The sequence below is a fragment of the Sandaracinobacteroides hominis genome, from assembly GCF_016464365.1.
GTDB classification, from domain to species: Bacteria; Pseudomonadota; Alphaproteobacteria; order Sphingomonadales; family Sphingomonadaceae; genus Sandaracinobacteroides; species Sandaracinobacteroides hominis.
In genome coordinates this window covers 33,253-49,659 of record NZ_JADCUC010000002.1, presented here as the reverse complement: position 1 = coordinate 49,659, position 16,407 = coordinate 33,253, and the positions used below count along the sequence as shown (strand labels likewise).

Genomic DNA, 16,407 nt, shown 5'->3' with positions numbered 1-16,407 from the left:
CGGCCGCAAGGCGATCTTGTGTCTGCCAAGGCGCCACTTTATGGCGGGCAGGTCTATGTGAGGGATAAGATGCAACCCGGCCTGAACCTCAGGCCGGCTGCCGCATGCCCTTCCAGACAGGGGCGACAAGGCCGAGGCCGGTGGCGAGCAGCACGGCGTTGACAACCAGCGCCATGGGATCGCCGCTGCCATGGAGCGCGATGTGGAGGATCGCCGTCAGCACCAGCAGCCCGCCGGTAAGGCCGCGGCCCAGGCGGGAGAGGGTCAGCCGATCAAAGGCGCGTGCCCCTGCAACGGTGGCGATGGTGAGCCCGCCCCAGATGCCGATCAGCACGGAAACGGTGACGGCAGGGGCGACGACGGCGGCAAGGGCGGCCGCCGCCAGCGCCAGCGGCTGGCCCCAGGTTACCGCCGTCCAGACCTTCTCCCAACCAGGCGCCGGGCGACCCTTGTCGCGCCGGCGGGCGAGCCAGATCAGAACGCCGCCGACCGCCAGATAGGAAAGGCCAAGGCCGAGGATGCCATAGACGATCTTCAGAAGGCCGCCGCCGAAGGTGCCGAAATGCAGCGGGCCCAGCGCGCCGAGGATGCGCTCGCCGAGGTTGGTGTCGTCCACGGTCTTCGCATAATAGAGCTTGCCCGTGCGATCGAAGGTGTAGGCATCCACGGCTGACAGCCGATCGGGCCGGGCGTCGACGTTGAACAGCGCCGCGCCGCCCATCTCCGTTGGATGCTCGATGAAGACATAGGAGACGCGGCCGTCGGGAACCTTGCTGCGGATCTGGGCGAACATCGGCCCGAGATCGAGTGCAGGCGCCGGGCGGGCGTCGTCTACCGGATGCGGCGGCAAAAACAGGTCATAGACCTTGTCGGTGTCGCCCTTGAACAGGGCGAGACCGAGGACGCCGACGATCAGCAGTTGCAGGCCGAGCAGCGCGCCGGTGAGCGAGACGATGACATGGAAGGGCAGCGCCCAGACGCCGATCCGGTTGTGCAGGTCCGCCTCCTGCAGCCGGCGCGATCCGCCGAGCCGCAGGTGGAAGGCGTCCCGGAAGATGCGCGGATGGGCGAGGATGCCGGAGATCAGCGAGGAGAGCAGCGCCACCCCGGTCAGCCCGACGATGAACAGGCCGATGGTGCGCGGCAGGTGCAGGTTGACGTGCAGACGGGTGAGGAACTCGGTCCAGCTGTCTGCGGCCGGACCTGCCAGCTCGCCATTCTCCGTCGCGAGGAAGGCGCTGAGCTCGCCGCCCTTGTCGGCGGTGACCATCAGCCAGGGAAGCTGCGGGCTGGGAATGGTGATATAGACATGCTCCACCCCGTCGCCCGCCTGCCGCATCGCCGCCTGATAGGCGGTCTGTACGGCGGCATCGGAAACCGACGCCATGCGCGGCGCGCCAGGGTTTTCCCAGCGGTGGAATTCATTGGCAAACACCGCCAGCGTGCCCGTGAGGCAGACGAGATAGATGGCCGCGGCAAAGGCAAGGCCCAGCCCGCTGTGCCCCTTCAGCACGGCGCGGACGAAATCGGGCGACGGCGTCCAGCTGCGGCTGGAAGTGGGCGCGTTCATGCAAAGCCCTTCAGGATGGAGAGGCCGAAACCGACAAGGGCGGTGCCGAGCAGCACCGCGGTGGCGCGGACGATGCGGCTGTCTGCCAGGGTCCAGGCCATGCACGCCCCCCACACCACCGGCACGATCAGCCCGCCGATCAGCAGGCGCGTCTGCGCCTCGCCGGGCACCCAGACGGCATAGCAGATGCCGACACCCATGGCAGCCACCATGCCGATCGGCCCTGCCAGCAGCCAGCGCAGGGTCGTGCGCCAGCGCGTCGTCGGCCGGTCTGCAGGCTCCGGCGCAAGACTTTCGCGCGCCGCTTTCGGGGATTTCGCTGCACGCAGCTCATGGCTGGCCGCGACCAGCGCAAGCGCCGCCACCGGGATCAGGGCCAGCGCCAGGAACGGACCCTTCGCCGGACCCAGGATGAAGGCCGGCCAGACGAGGGTTGCAGTCAGCAATGCCCAGCCGCCAAGGCGCCAGCCGGTGCTGCCCTGCCGCAGGTTCCACGAGCGGCGCAGCATCCACGCCCCCGTCAGCCCGCCCGCCAGGATCAGCAGCAGCCAGCCAGGGAAGGCTGTGTCGCTCAAAACCCGGCTTCCAGAACGACACCGATGGTGCGGGAGGCGCCGAGCGCCGCCGAACCGCCGTAATAGCCGGTGTAATATTGCATATACTGCTCGTCGAAGAGGTTGTTCACGAACAGCGAGGCCGACCAGTGTTTCGCCTGATAGCCGACCCGCGTGTTGACGACGGTGCGGGCGCCGACCCTGGTATCGGACTGTGGCACCGAAACGTCGGTATAGACCGAGCTGCGGTAGTTGGCGTTGAGGTTGGCACTGAAGCCATCGAGGAAGCGGGCGTTGGCGCCGGCCGACAGCGTCCAGTGCGGCGCATAGGGGAATTCCATGCCGGAAAGGTCGGTCACGGTGCCGACATCGGTCTGGAAATCGTCGAACCTGGTCCGGTTGTGGCCGAGACCAAGATACCAGTCGAACGCCTCGGAGACGCGATGCGCCGCCTCGATCTCGAAGCCATAGAGGTGCGAGGTGCCGGCGTTGACGGTGTGATAGTCGTAAAGGTTGAGGCCGAAGTTGACCGTCGTCTGCTGGTCCTTCCAATCGACATAATAGGCGTTGGCGTTGACCGTCAGCGCCCCATCCAGCCACTGCGAGCGCAACGACAGTTCGTAGTTCCAGGTATATTCCGGATCATAGGCAAAGGACTGCGAGCGCGCGGTGTTCATGCTGCTGCCGCCCGATCGATAGCCGCGCTGGATGACGAAGGCAGTCGAGAGATCGTCCGTCCAGTCCATGTTGAGGCCGATCTTCGGCAGGAAGGCGTTGAAGGTGCGGTTGGTGGGCGCGGTGCTGCCCGATGCCTGCGCCACGAAGCCCGCAACCCCGGAGTTGATCGCGGCGATCGCCGGGCCGAAGGGGCCGAAATCGGCCGGGTTCGGATAGGTGCCGACAAAGGTCGCCACCTGGTCGACGCCGAAGCGGTTCGTTTCCCGGTCATAGCGGAAGCCGGCCAGCAGCGAGAGCCGGTCGTTGAAATGGTAACGGCCGTCGGCGAAGATGGCGAAGGTCTCGACCTTGCTGGAGGCATCCGAGCTGTAGTCCACCGGGATCACCGGGAGTGCTGCGACATACATCGACGAGATATAGGTGGCAGTCGCCAGATCGAGGCCGCTGGAGAGCAGCAGGCCGGTGATGGTGCTGCCCGGCGTCGGCACCAGCGACTGGCTGGCCGAGCCGGACTTCTGGTCGCGGTTGTAGTAATAGAGGCCGACGAGCCCGCTCAGCTTCTCGCTCTCGTAATTGAGGCGGAGTTCCTGGGTGAAGGTCTTGCTGTCGGAGAAATTGTAGCCGAACGCCAGCGGCTGCGGGGTCTGGTCGCCGTCGTAGGCGCGCAGCGTTTCGGCCGTGGTATAGGTTGTAAGCGAGGTCAGGCTGAAGCCGCTCCCCAGATCCTGCCGCAGATCGAGCACGCCCTGATCGGTGTTGGTGTGCGAGGTGTTCGGCGAATCCGACGGGTTCTGGCGGTTGTTGAAAAAGTCGTCGACCGTGGTGTCGACATAGGTCCAGCTATAGCCGGTATCGCCCTCGAAATGGGACCAGCCGGCACGCGCCTCGAAGCCGGGCAGTGCGGACGGCGTCCACAGCAGCTTGCCGCGCAGCTGGATGGTGTCGACCGGAGCATCGTTGACCTCGCGTGTCGGGTTCCATACCTCGCCGTCGGAATCGCGCTTTTCCGCCGAGACGCGGAAAGCGAGTTCGTCGGCGACGATCGGGCCGCCGCCGGCGATGGCGAAGTTGCGGGTGTTGAAGCTGGAGACGATGGCGCGGGCCTTGCCGCTCCAGTCCATCGTCGGGTCCTGGGTGCGGATGTGGATGGCGCCGGCCAGCGCGTTCAGGCCCTGGATGGTGGATTGCGGCCCGCGGAAGATTTCCACCTGCGTCACGTCCCACATGTCGGTGGGGCCGTTGCCGATCACCTCCTGCACCAGCGGCGCGCCATCGACGAAGATGGTAGCGGTGGGCGCGTCGCCGCCGCCCGAAACCCCGCGGTTGGCGATGCCGCGGATCGTGAAGCCCGAGCTGCCATAGGTTTCGGACACATTGACCGTGCGCTGGAACACGTCGGAAAGCGATTCGATCACTTCCTCTTCAAGACGCTTTGACGTGACGACGCCGACCGAAGCCGTCGTTTCCTGCAGGCCGCGCGCGACCTTTTCGCCCGTGACCACGATATCTTCGGCGGCAGACTCCGCAGGGGCGACCTCATCGGCCTGCGCGGCAACGGAAATCAGGCTGAAGGCAATGATCGAGGCAGATTGAAACAGGACGCGCATGTCGACTCCTTTTGATGGAGTCGGCCTTATTGGCACCTATAATGCAAGTCAAACGCATTAGCGTTAGCTGAACGGAAAACACCCGCGGCCGCTGGCTACGCGAGGCTTCACGTTGCGTCTACGCCGAACCTGCTGTCGGCAGGCGCCGGCTTTCGCCGGCACCTGCCGCAGGGCCGCGTCCGGGGGGCGGACGCGGCCTGTTCACATCCGGTTATTCGTATCTCAGCGCGTGGATCGGGTTGGCGCGCGCCACCCGGAAGGCATGGCCGGCGACGGTGGCGGCCGCGATCCCCAACGCCGCGAAGCCAGCGATCAGGAACGGCCCGAAGCCAAGGTCGATCCGCGCGTCGAAGCCGTTCAGCCAATCGCGCATCAGCCACCAGGCGACCGGCCAGGCGATCAGATTGGCGATCACCACCGGCTTCGAGAACTGCCAGATCAAGAGCTGCACGATGTCGCGGGTTCGCGCGCCCAGCACCTTGCGGATGCCGATCTCCTTGGTGCGCCGCTCTGCCGTGAACGAGGCGAGGCCGAACAGCCCGAGGCAGCCGACGATCACCGACAGCAGCGCGAACGCCGCGAAGGTTTTCGCACGCGCGTCCTCGGCCTTGTACAGCTCCTGGATGATGTCCTCGCTGAACTCGGCCCTGAACGGCACGTCGCGGACGATCGATTTCCACGCCTGCTCCACCCGGCCTCGGACGGCTGTAGGGTCGCCCTTGTAGCGGACGATCAGCTGCCCCTGCCCTTCCTCGGTCATGCGGAACGACATCGGCTGCAGCGGCGTCCGCACCGATCGGAAGCGCGCATCCTGCACGACGCCGATGATGGTCGCCGGAACGCTGCCGTTTTCGTTGGAAACATAGCCGGCGCGGAAGGTCTTGCCGATGGCGTCGCCGGGATTGGCAAAGCCCAGCCGTCGGGCCGCCAGTTCGTTGATGACGATGTTGGTGCCGCGCGCCGCCAGCGCCCGCTCGGCCTCGTCGCTGTTGGGGAACGGCAGCGAGGAATCGTCCATCAGCCGGCCATCCTCGAACCAGCGGCCGGCGAGCAGCTTCAGCCCCATGGCGTCCTTGAAGCCGGCGTCGACGCTGTACTGGCCGATGCTCACCGGCTCCGCCTTGCCGGGCACCAGGAAGCCGGTGTTGCTGTTGTTGTCGGTTGCGACGCCGATGCCGGTGCGGCCGACAGCCTCCACCCCTTCGATGCGGCGCATGGTGTCGGCGATCAGCCGGCCCTTGTCGTGCAGCTGGTAGCGGCCAAGATCATCGACCTGCAGGATATTGCCGCGCTGGTAGCCGGGGTCGACGCTGCGGGCATAGACGGTCTGCATGTAGATGATGGCGGTGCAGATGATGAGGCCGATGGAGACGGCGAACTGGCCGATCACCAGCGCGCTGCGCAGATGCCCCGAACCGGGCGTTTCCGCCGCCGACTTATTGGCCTTCAGCACATGCGCCGGCTGGAAGCGCGACAGGAAGAAGGCCGGGTAAAGGCCGCCCAGCAGGCCCACCAGCGGCACCAGCAACAGGATCGCCGGCGCGATGCCGCCTTCGCCGAAATATGTCACCTTCAGGTCGGCATCGAGGAACGCCGCAAACGGCGGCATCAGCAGCTCGACCAGCGCCAGCGCCAGCAGCATCGAAATGGCCGTCACCAGCAGCGATTCGCCGAGAAACTGCAGGATCAGCTGGCGGCGGTTGGCGCCCAGCACCTTGCGCAGCGCCACTTCGCGGGCGCGCTGGCTGGCGCGCGAGGTGGAGAGGTTGGTGAAGTTGACGATTGCCATCCCCAGGATCAGCAAAGCCACCACGGCAAAGGTGGCGATCGTCTTGCGGTCGTTGCTCGGTGTGATCGAGGCGGATTGTGCTTCGCCGGTGTGGACGTCGCGCAGGTTGGCGAAGATCCAGTTCTGGTCGTCGCCCTGGTTGAAGCGGGTGCCACCGAAATCCTCGTCGGGGATGTTGCGCTTTTCCCACGCCGGCATGGCAAGGCGCATCGCGCCGACGTCCGATCCGGGCTTCAGTTTCAGGAACGAGAATCCGAACTGGCAGCCCCAGCATTCCAGCGCTTCCTGCTCCAGCGCCATCCAGCGGCGGATGTCGATGGTCATGATGGCGTTCGCCCTCAGGCTGCTGTTCTTGGGCAGGTCCTTCATCACGCCCACCACATGGAAATCCCAGGTGATGCCCTTGGCGATCAGGCTGATCGTCTTGCCGACGACATCGGTGGTGCCAAAGCGGCGCATCGCCTCCGTTTCGGAAAGGACGACATTCCCCGGCTGGTCCAGGCCGGCGACATTGCCCTTCAACATGGGCAGCGGCATCAGCCGCAGCAGGTTGGCGTCAGCGTAGAGATAGTCCTTGGTGGACAGCGCCTCGCCGTCCTTCAGGAACACCGGTTCGCCCTGCATCACGAACGCTTCGCGTTCCACCTGCGGGAAATCCTTGGCGACGCGCTTGCCGGAGATGAACGGCGTCATCTGCAGCTTGTCTTCCTCGCCCGTCTCGCTCGATTTGTACCAGCTCTGCAGCTGATAGATGCGGTCGCTGTCCGGCAGCCAGCGGTCATAGCTCAGCTCATAGCGCACGAAGAGCAGGATCATCAGGCAGGCGGCAAGGCCGATGGCGAGGCCAAGGATATTGATGAAGCTGTAGAGACGGTTCTTCGCCAGCGAGCGGAGGCCGACGGTGAGATAGTTGCGCCACATGGGAAGTGTTCCTTCGATCAGGCTGCGCGGCGACGCTCGACCACGATGCGGCCGTCGAGCATGTTGATGACGCGGCCGGCATAATCGGCGTGCGAGGGCGAGTGGGTGACCATGACGATGGTCGAGCCCTCCACGTTCAGCTGGCGGAGCATCCGCATCACTTCCTCGCCGTGGGCGGTATCGAGGTTGCCGGTGGGTTCGTCGGCCAGGATCAGCTTCGGCTCGGCCACCAGCGCCCGCGCCACGGCCACCCGCTGCTGCTGGCCGCCGGAAAGCTGCGCCGGACGGTGGCCGGCGCGATGGGCGATACCGACCTTGTCCAGCACCTTCTCCACCCGCGCCTTGCGCTCGGCGGCGGGGATATTGTGATAGAGGAGCGCCAGTTCGACATTCTCGCGCACGGTCAGCTCGTCGACCAGGTTGAAGCTCTGGAAGATGAAGCCGATGTACTTCTTGCGGGTTTCGGCCAGCTGCGATTCACGCAGGCCCGCCACTTCCTGCCCGGCAAAGCGGTAGGAACCACCGGTCGGGCCGTCGAGCATCCCCATCACGTTCAGCAGGGTGGATTTGCCGCAGCCGGACGGCCCCATGATGGCGACAAACTCGCCCTCGCCGATCTCCAGGCTCACACCGTCCAGCGCGGCGGTTTCCAGCGTCTCGGTGCGATAGCTTTTCGACAAGTCGTTCATGGTAAGCAGCGACATCAGTTGGTCCCTTCCGAAGCGGCTTCCAGTTGAAGCCGGGTCTTGTCTGCGAAGCCCGTGTAGGGCGAGGTGATGACGCGCTCGCCCGGATCCAGCCCGTCGAGCACTTCGATGAAATCGGCGTTGCGGCGGCCAAGGCGCACGTCGCGGCGTTCGGCGGTGCGGCCATCGGGTGACACCACGAACACCCAGTTGCCGCCCGTCTCCGTATAGAAACTGCCGTTGGGGATGAGGCGCGCCGGCGCCGGATCGCCCAGCACCAGCTTGGCTTGCAGCGTCTGGCCGCGCTGCAGGCCTTCCGGTTCCGCGCCCTCGAACACCAGGTCGATCTGGAACTGGCCGTTGGTCACCTGCGGCATGATGCGCGAGACCTTCAGCGGGTGGATCCTGCCCGCCACCTCCAGCGTCGCCTTCTGCCCCGGCTCGATGCGGCCGAGATAATATTCGTCGATCCCGGCGACCAGCTTGTTGCGGCCCGGGCTGTCGATCTGCCCCAGCCGGGCGCCCTTCTGCATGGATTGGCCGATCTCGATGGAGAAGGCGGACAGCCGGCCCGAAACGGGCGCGCGCAGGTTGAGGGAATCGAGGCTGCCGCGCGCAATGGCGAGGCTGGACTGCAGCGAGGCGGCGGCCGCGCGGAGCTGCGCCAGCTGGCTGGATTGCAGCTTTTCCTCGGTCTTCGCGCCCTGTTCCAGAACCTGCAGGCGGGATTTCTGGGCGGCGAAATTATCCTCGGTATCGCGGAACGCCTTGCCGGCGACGAAGCCGCGCTCAGCCAGCGGCGCCTGCACATCATACTGGCGTTTTGCCTTTGCCACATCCAGCTGCGCCTCGATGATGGAGCGGCGGTTGGCCAGGCGGCTCTGCTCCAGCGCGAATTCCTGGCTGCGCATGTTGTTCAGCTGCTGCTCGACTTCGGTCTGCCGGGCCAGCGTGGAAAGCTGCAGCTCGGCATTGGAAAGCCTGGCGAGCAGCTGCCCCTTCTCGACGGTGGCGCCATCCTCCACCAGCAACTCGTCGACGCGGCCGCCCTCGACGGCATCCAGATAGACAGTGACCAGCGGCTTCACCTGTGCGCGAAGCGGCAGGAAATCCTCGAACACGCCCGTCTTCACGGTGGAAATGGTGGTGCGTTCGGCGGTGATGGTCTGCGATCCGGCGCGCGGCGCGAACTGCCACCAGATGAGGACCAGCATCAGCACGGCCAGCGCCGCGCCTGCGGCCAGCACACGCCTGTCGATCCGCTTGCGCACGATCACGCGGTCCATCGCTGCGCCGGCGACCGGCGCATCCTTCTGTTCCGGGGTCTGCAGGTTGAGGACAGTCATTGCGTCACTGTCCGAAAACGGACAGTGACTGTCCGATAGCGGACAGGCATCGGGCCGGCTGCAAGGGGATTGCTGGTCATACCGGTGTTCACAGCAGGAAGCGTGCCAGGTTCCGGGCCGGCACGAACTTTGCAGGATTGCGCCCGATGCGGCGAGCCGCCAGAAACAGCGCGGAAGGATGGCAATGCCGCAGGAGAAGATGTTCGGGCAGGCGGTCATCGTCGACGACGACGCGGACATTGCGCTGGCGGCAAGGTTCGCCATCCGCCAGGCCTTCCGCGAGGTGGTGACGCTGAGCCACCCGGAAGCGCTGATGCAACTGCTGGCGACCTCCTCGCCCGACCTCATCCTGCTGGACCTGAATTTCGCCCGCGGCGCCACCGACGGGCGCGAGGGGTTCAGCTGGCTGGCGCGGATCCTGGCGCACGATCCGGAGGCCGCCGTCGTCATCATTACCGCCCACGCCGGGATCGGAATCGCGGTCGACGCGATCAAGGGCGGCGCCACCGATTTCGTTGCCAAGCCCTGGACCAACGAGCGCCTGTTCGCGACCGCTTCCTCGGCCGCCGCACTCCGCCAATCGCGGCGCAGCGCCCGGCAGGAACGCGAGCGGGCGGTGGAGCTGACAACGCCCGCGGGCGAAGCGCCGATGCTGGGCAATTCGCGGGCGATGGATCATGTGCGATCGCTGATCGAGCGCGCTGCGCCCACCGACGCCAATGTGCTGATCCTGGGCGAGAACGGCACCGGCAAGGAGTTGGTGGCGCGCGAACTGCATCGCCGCTCGCGCCGGGCCGGGCAGGTGATGGTGTCGGTCGATCTCGGTTCGGTCAGCGAGACGCTGTTTGAATCGGAGCTGTTCGGCCATGTGAAGGGCGCCTTCACGGATGCGCGATCCGACCGCACCGGGCGGCTGGCGGCCGGCAAGGGCGGCACCGTGTTTCTCGACGAGATCGGCAACCTGCCGCTGACGCTGCAGCCGAAGCTGCTGACCGCGCTGGAGCGGCGCGAGGTGACGCCGCTCGGTTCGAACACGCCCGCCCCGCTGGACATCCGCGTGATCGCCGCCACCAACCTGCCGCACGAGAGCCTGAACGATCCGGCGCGCTTCCGGCAGGATCTGCTGTTCCGGCTGAACACCGTGGAGATCGAGCTGCCGCCGCTGCGCGACCGGCGCGAGGACATCCCGCTGCTGCTGACGCATTTCCTGCATCTCTACGAACGCCGCTATGGCGCCCCCCGGCGGGCGCTTTCGGCGCCGCTGGCAAAGGCGCTGGGCGACTATGACTGGCCCGGCAATATCCGGGCGCTCCGCCACGCCTGCGAGCGGGCGGTGATCCTGGCGCAGGGCGATGCCTATCAGCTGGAGGATTTCCCGATGCCCCGCAGCGAGCGGCTGCAGATGCAGATGCCGGCGGGCAGCGAGGACCTGAATCTGGAGCGCGCCGAGCGGCAGATGGTGGAGCGGGCGCTGCGCAAGCACGGCTACAATATCACCCTTGCCGCCAACGAGCTGGGGCTGACCCGCGCGGCTGTCTATCGCCGGATGGAGAAGCATGGGCTTTAGCCTCCCCAGCCTTGCCCGCCGCGCGGAATGGGGGCTGGCGCTGCGGCTGGCGCTGGCGATTGTGCTGCCGTTGCTGTTCCTGCTGTCGTTCCGCCAGCCGGGGATGCCTGCGGTGCGGATCGTGCTGGGGATCGGCGCTGCTTTCGCGATCTGGGCGCTCTGGTATCAGCTGGGCCGCACCAACCGCGCTGTTGCGCGCTTCATAGACGCCGTCCGCTACGACGATTTCGCCCAGCGCTTCGGGCTGGGAAAGGGGGTCGGCTTCGACCGGCTGGGGGAGGCGCTGGACGGCGCCATAATCGACCTCGGCAAACGGCGGATGGAGGCAGCGGACGAGGCGCGATTCCTGGGCGCCATCGTCGACGATGCGCCGATCGCGCTTCTCACCATCCACGACGGCGACCGGGTGCGGCTGCTGAACAAGGCCGCGCGGCGACAGTTCGGCGCCATCGGCGGCAATCGACTACAGGATTTCGCCGTCTTTGGCAGCGAGTTCGTGTCGGCGCTGGCGCAGCCGGCCGCCGGGCGCCGGCTGACCCGCATGGCGATGGACGGCACCGGCCAGCGCACGATCCTGGAATCCGCCCGCGTCGAGCGGATGGGCGAGGATGTGCGGATCGTCTCGCTGCTGCCGGTGCAGAACATGCTGGGCAGCGCCGAAATGGCGGCACAGGGCGATCTGGTGCGGGTGCTGACGCACGAGATCATGAACTCGCTGACGCCGGTCACCTCGCTTGCCCGTACGGCGGCGGACCTGCTCGCCGCCTCGCCACTGGGCGGCGATCCGGAACTGGCCGAGGCACGCACCGCGATCGACACCGTCGCCCGCCGGGCCGAGGGCATGCACCGCTTCGTGGAAAGCTACCGCAGCTTTGCCTCTGCGCCCGTCGTCCACCGCCGCAGCTTCGAGGCGGCGCCCTGGGCGGACGAGATCCTGCGCATCTTTGTCGCCGATCCGACAAGCGCCGGGGTTCGGCTGGTGCGCGAGATCGCCGACGGCCTGCAGATAGACGGCGACCCGCAACTGCTGGCGCAGCTCTCGCTCAATATCCTGCGCAATGCCGCCGCGGCGGCAGGCGCCGGGCCGGAACCGCTGGTGCGGTTCCATGCCGCCCGCTCTGCCACCGGGGCGGTGCTGCTGGAAGTCGCCGACAACGGCCCCGGCATCCCGCCGGAACGCCGCGAGGATATTTTCCTCCCCTTCTACACCACCCGCGCCGAGGGGCACGGCGTCGGGCTCAGCTTCGTGCGGCAGGTGACGACGGCGCACGGCGGCAGCATCGCCGTCGAGAAGGCGCCCGAGGGGGGTGCGCTGTTTCGCATCATCCTGCCCTGAACGCCTGACCTGGTTAGGATGCTGCCGGCAATGGCCGCTCCGACCGGCTGGCGGCGCCTGTCGCGCCATGCCGGGCGCTCGGCGGAGCGCCCGGCCAGGACGCTTCAGAAACGCGCGCTCAGCGAGACGCTGAAGTTGCGGCCCGGCTGCGTCCATGCATCGGCCACGGCGCGGTTCGCCGCCGTGTCGGCGATGCCCCGGATGTCGGCCCATTCGGTGTAGGTCGCGTCGAGGATGTTGAAGAGCCCGGCGCGCAGCGTGAACATCTCGCCCAGCTTCAAGAAGGCCGTTGCATCCAGCACCGTATAGCCACCCGGCCGCAGGCAGGACGGGGTGCATAGCCCCGTCGTCTGGCTGGATTCCTTGCGGCTTCCCACCGTCGCCATCAGCTGCCCGCCAAATCGGTTGCCCGGATCGCGATAGCCAAGACCGGCAACGAACTTCAGCGGATCGATGGTGAGGAGCGGCGTCTTCACACCGTCCCGATCAGAGGTGCCCTCGGCCCAGGCCACCGAACCGTCGATGGTAAAGCCTTCGATCGGCATCACCTGGAAACGAGCCTCGGCGCCATGGATGTTGACGCGTGCGAGGTTGATATACTGGAAGACGATCGGGTTCGCGACGGTGCCGGTGCCGCCGACCTGCTCCTGGCTGATGAAGTTGCGATAGCGGCCGGTAAAGGCGGTGACCGAGCCGGATACCGGGCCGCTGTCGACGCGGAAGCCGCCCTCGAAGCTCTGGCTGGTTTCCGGTTTCAGGTCGGGGTTCTGGATCGTCCTGTAGGCGAAGAAGGGCGAGGTGAGATTTTCGAAGAACTGGTTCACCTGGGATGGCGCCGGCGCCTTGAAGCCGCTGGTATAGTTGCCGACGAGGCTGAAGCCGTCGGACAGCCTGTAGGTAGCCCCCAGTCGCGGCGACAGGCGCGAGCCGGAAGAGTCAGCACCACTGAAGCTGGGGATCAGCGGGTCTTCCTCGGGGTTCAGCGCATAATGATCAAAGCGCAGCCCGGGGAACAGGATCAGCCGGTCGTCGGCAAGGCGGATCTCGTCGCCCACGAACAGCCCGACAAGGGTGAAGTCGGTCTTCGGAAAGGCGGCCGTCGGAAAGGTTTCCGGCGGCGTCGGCACGGTGCCGTCGCGGACGCCCGATTGCACCGTCTTCGAGAAATCGCCGCCGGCCACCAGCCGGTGGCCGAGGCTGCCGGTGGTGAAGCCCAGCGCCACATCGCCGGCGAGGCCCCAGACCTCGTTGTCGAAGCTGTTGATGCGGCTGCGATCGGCGGCGCTTTTCCGATCCTCAAAGGCCGATTGGTAGTTTTTGCCCTGCTGCCAGTATCCGGTCAGCATCGCGCTCTCAACGAGGCCGTCGCCCGGGGCCCGGTAGCGCCAGTCGAGGCTGACGCGGTCGCGGCTGATCCTGTCGTGCGCGGTGAGGCCGATGACGCTGGTGGGCAGAGACGCCACCGGGGCGATGCCGCTGAGCACATTGGTGTCGGTCTTGTCCTCCAGATGTTCGCCGGTGAGGCGGATCTGGTGGCCGCTGCCAAAGTCATAGGCGATCTTGCCGAGATAGGAATTGCTGCTGGTATCCTGCGGGTTCGGCGCCGTGCGGGTGGAGTTTGGCGCGTCGTTGGTGCCCTGATTGTCCAGCTCGTGGCCACGGCGGATGGTGGCGGCGGCAAGCGCCGAGAAGCCGCCGACCTTGCCGGCAACGGCCGCCGTGCCGCTCCACTGGTCGTCGGCGCTGTCATAGCCGACGCGACCCAGCAGGCCGATGTTGCGGCCTTCGCTGAGGAGGTCTTCGGGGTTGGCGGTGAGGAAGCTGACGACACCCGCCAGACCGTCGCTGCCATAGAGCGAGGAGCCGGGGCCGCGCAGGATTTCCACCGATTTCACCAGGCCCAGATCGACATAGTCGCCCCGACCGGCTGCCTGCGCGCCGAACTCGAAGCCGTCGGGCACGCGGACGCCATCCACCTGGATCAGCACGCGGTTGCCCTCCAGCCCGCGGATGTTGAAGCCGGCGTTGCCGTCGCGGCCGCTGGAGCCCTGCGCCATGCCGAAGCGGCTGGGGGCGCGGCGGACGCTGACACCGGGCTCGAAACGGACGAGATCGCGGATATCGGAGACCATCTGGTCGGCGATGGCGTCCGCGTCGAAGACGGTGACGGTGGCGGGCGCCTCCAGCAGCGTCAGCGGCGTGCGGGTGGCGGTGACGGTGATGGCCTTCATGTCGGCTTCGACGGCGGCTGCGTCGGCCCCGGCATCGGCCCCGGCATCAGCATTGCCGGCGAGCGCCGGGTGGGCGACGGCGAGCGCCGCCAGCAGGCCCATCCGCATACGGGCAATACGGGCAACCGACACACCGAAAACTGCTCGACCCCTGGACTCACGCATGCAACTTCTTCCTTTATCGCAAATGACTCGCATCAGCATTGCCGCGTGTAGATTGATATTGCAAGTGACTCTCAATTGGACCTAAAGAGAGAGCATGGAAACCAGTTCAGTCGAGAAGACCCGCCCCGCTGCCCCCGCGCGCGCCGTAGATCAGGCCGCAGCGCTGGGCATTTCCGAAGCCGAATGGCTGCTGCACCAGGATGCCGCGAAGGTAACGCGGCTGAAGCTGCCTGCCGCAGACATCCTGAAGCGCGTGCCCGAGCTGGGCGTGGTGATGGCGCTCACCCGCAACCCCAGCTGCGTCCACGAAAAGGACGGCGCCTACGATCATCTGGATATCGGACCGGCGATGGGGCTGGTGCTGAACCACGACATCGACCTCAGGCTGTTCATGACGCACTGGGCCTTTGCCTTCGCGGTGGAAACGCCACTGGAAAAGGGCGGCGTCCGCCACAGCATCCAGTTCTTCGACAAGGCCGGGATCGCCATCCACAAGATCTTCGCCCGCCCCGTCACCAACATGGACGCCTGGGGCAAGCTGGTGGCCGATTTCACCGACGCCGACGCCTCCGGGCCGCTGCATATCGTCGCCTATCCGCCCAAGTCCGCCGACAGGGCCGACGCCGAGATCGACGTGGAGGCGCTGCGCGCCGGCTGGTGGAAGCTTGCCGATGTGCATGATTTCTTCGCGCTGCTGAAAAAGCAGGGCGTCGGCCGGCAGCAGGCGATGCGGCTGGTGGGCGACCCGTTCGCCCGGCGGATCGACCCCGCCGTGGTGAAGCAGCTGCTGGAGGAAGCGGCGTCCACCGAGGTGCCGATCATGTGCTTCGTCGGCAACCGCGGCTGCATCCAGATCCACAGCGGGCAGATCCACCGGGTGGTGGAAATGGGGCCCTGGCTGAACGTGCTGGACCCGGGCTTCAACCTGCACCTGCGGGCCGACCAGATCGCCGCGGCCTATGCCGTCTGGAAGCCGCAGACCGACAGCGCCGTGCACTCAATCGAGCTGTTCGACGATACCGGCGAGCTGATCTGCCAGTTCTTCGGCGAACGAAAGCCCGGCAAGCCCGAGCTGGAAAGCTGGAAGGCGCTGGTCGCGGCGATACCGGCCCAGATTTCGGCCCAGATTCCGTCGCTGTGAAGCTCTTCTCACGGCTCTGGCTGCTGCTTCTGGCCGTCACCGCAACGGCGGTGCACGCGCAAGACAGGATCGTCACGCTCGGCAGCGATGTGACCGAGATCGTATTCGCCCTGGGGCAGGGCGACAGGATCATCGCTGTCGACGACACCTCCATGTATCCCGCGCAAACGGCGAAGCTGCCGAAGCTCGGCTATCTGCGGCAACTGGCGCCCGAGCCGATCCTGGCGACCCGGCCGACGCTGATCCTCGCCTCCAGGGGCGCCGGCCCCGAGGCTGTGCTGCGGCAGGTGGAGCGTGCGGGGGTAAAGCTGGTGGCGGTACCCGATGAACCGAGCGCGGCCGGCATCGCCGCCAAGATCCGCACCGTGGCCGCGGCTCTGGGGCTGCCAAAGGAAGGCGAAAAGCTCGCAGCCGCCACAATCTCCCGCCTGCCAAAGACCCAGCCGGAAGCCGGGCCGCGCATGATCCTCGTCCTCGCCAATGCCCCCGGCCGCATACTGGCTGCGGGAACCGGCACGGCGGGAGACGCGCTGATCCGCCTGTCCGGCGGGCGCAACGCCTTCGTGGCAGACGGCTACAAGCCGCTCTCCCCGGAAGCGGCGCTGGCCGCGAACCCGGACGTCATCCTTGTGCCCAGCCATGTCGTCGGCATGCTGGGCGGGCTGGACGCCATCCGGAACGACCCGGCGCTCGTCCGCACCTCCGCCGTGCAGAAGAACCGCGTCTTCGTGGTCGACAGCCTCGCCGGCCTCAACTTCGGCCCGCGCCTGCCCGACGCCATCGCCAGGCTGAACAGCCAGATCGCGGCGCGCTGAC

At 66.8% G+C, this 16,407-nt stretch carries 11 protein-coding genes; 4 read left to right on the top strand and 7 right to left on the bottom strand.

What is annotated here, in order from left to right; genetic code table 11:
• Window positions 1-88 precede the first annotated feature (88 nt).
• The 6 genes from IM784_RS04940 to IM784_RS04915 form a co-directional block, all read right to left on the bottom strand.
• Window positions 89-1,570 carry a PepSY-associated TM helix domain-containing protein gene (locus IM784_RS04940; RefSeq protein WP_199554209.1) on the bottom strand — a complete coding sequence of 494 codons (1,482 nt, stop codon included), beginning with the start codon at window positions 1,568-1,570 and terminating at the stop codon, window positions 89-91.
• Window positions 1,567-2,145: a hypothetical protein gene (locus tag IM784_RS04935; RefSeq protein ID WP_199554208.1), complete on the bottom strand. Its 579-nt coding sequence runs from the start codon at window positions 2,143-2,145 to the stop codon at window positions 1,567-1,569. The genes IM784_RS04940 and IM784_RS04935 overlap by 4 nt, the downstream gene beginning before the upstream one ends.
• Window positions 2,142-4,409, bottom strand: a complete 2,268-nt coding sequence (locus IM784_RS04930; RefSeq protein ID WP_199554207.1) for a TonB-dependent receptor — start codon at window positions 4,407-4,409, stop codon at window positions 2,142-2,144. Before IM784_RS04930 ends, IM784_RS04935 begins: the two co-directional genes overlap by 4 nt.
• 211 nt (window positions 4,410-4,620) lie before the next feature.
• Complete coding sequence (locus IM784_RS04925; RefSeq protein WP_199554206.1) at window positions 4,621-7,119, bottom strand: ABC transporter permease; 2,499 nt, start codon at window positions 7,117-7,119, stop codon at window positions 4,621-4,623.
• Window positions 7,120-7,136: 17 nt separating this feature from the next.
• Window positions 7,137-7,823 (bottom strand): ABC transporter ATP-binding protein, encoded by a 687-nt coding sequence (locus IM784_RS04920; RefSeq protein ID WP_408015279.1) that lies wholly within the window; start codon window positions 7,821-7,823, stop codon window positions 7,137-7,139.
• On the bottom strand, window positions 7,823-9,151 hold the full coding sequence (locus IM784_RS04915; protein WP_235976577.1) for an efflux RND transporter periplasmic adaptor subunit: 1,329 nt from the start codon (window positions 9,149-9,151) through the stop codon (window positions 7,823-7,825). The genes IM784_RS04920 and IM784_RS04915 overlap by 1 nt, the downstream gene beginning before the upstream one ends.
• 184 nt (window positions 9,152-9,335) lie before the next feature.
• Between IM784_RS04915 and IM784_RS04910 the strand changes: the two genes are divergently transcribed.
• Window positions 9,336-10,718: a sigma-54-dependent transcriptional regulator gene (locus IM784_RS04910; RefSeq protein WP_199554205.1), complete on the top strand. Its 1,383-nt coding sequence runs from the start codon at window positions 9,336-9,338 to the stop codon at window positions 10,716-10,718.
• Window positions 10,708-12,054, top strand: coding sequence for a sensor histidine kinase (locus tag IM784_RS04905; protein WP_199554204.1), 1,347 nt, complete (start codon window positions 10,708-10,710; stop codon window positions 12,052-12,054). Before IM784_RS04910 ends, IM784_RS04905 begins: the two co-directional genes overlap by 11 nt.
• A 104-nt stretch (window positions 12,055-12,158) precedes the next feature.
• On the opposite strand, the gene IM784_RS04900 is transcribed toward IM784_RS04905, so the two are convergent.
• Window positions 12,159-14,450, bottom strand: coding sequence for a TonB-dependent hemoglobin/transferrin/lactoferrin family receptor (locus tag IM784_RS04900; RefSeq protein ID WP_199554203.1), 2,292 nt, complete (start codon window positions 14,448-14,450; stop codon window positions 12,159-12,161).
• 94 nt (window positions 14,451-14,544) lie between these two features.
• Here IM784_RS04900 and IM784_RS04895 point away from each other — a divergent pair, with 94 nt between their 5' ends.
• The gene (locus tag IM784_RS04895; RefSeq protein ID WP_199554202.1) at window positions 14,545-15,591 is read left to right on the top strand and encodes a hemin-degrading factor; all 1,047 of its coding nucleotides are present in this window, start codon (window positions 14,545-14,547) and stop codon (window positions 15,589-15,591) included.
• A complete protein-coding gene (locus tag IM784_RS04890; RefSeq protein WP_199554201.1) occupies window positions 15,588-16,406 on the top strand; it encodes a heme/hemin ABC transporter substrate-binding protein in 819 nt (272 codons plus the stop codon). The genes IM784_RS04895 and IM784_RS04890 overlap by 4 nt, the downstream gene beginning before the upstream one ends.
• The last annotated feature ends 1 nt before the right edge of the window (window position 16,407 follow it).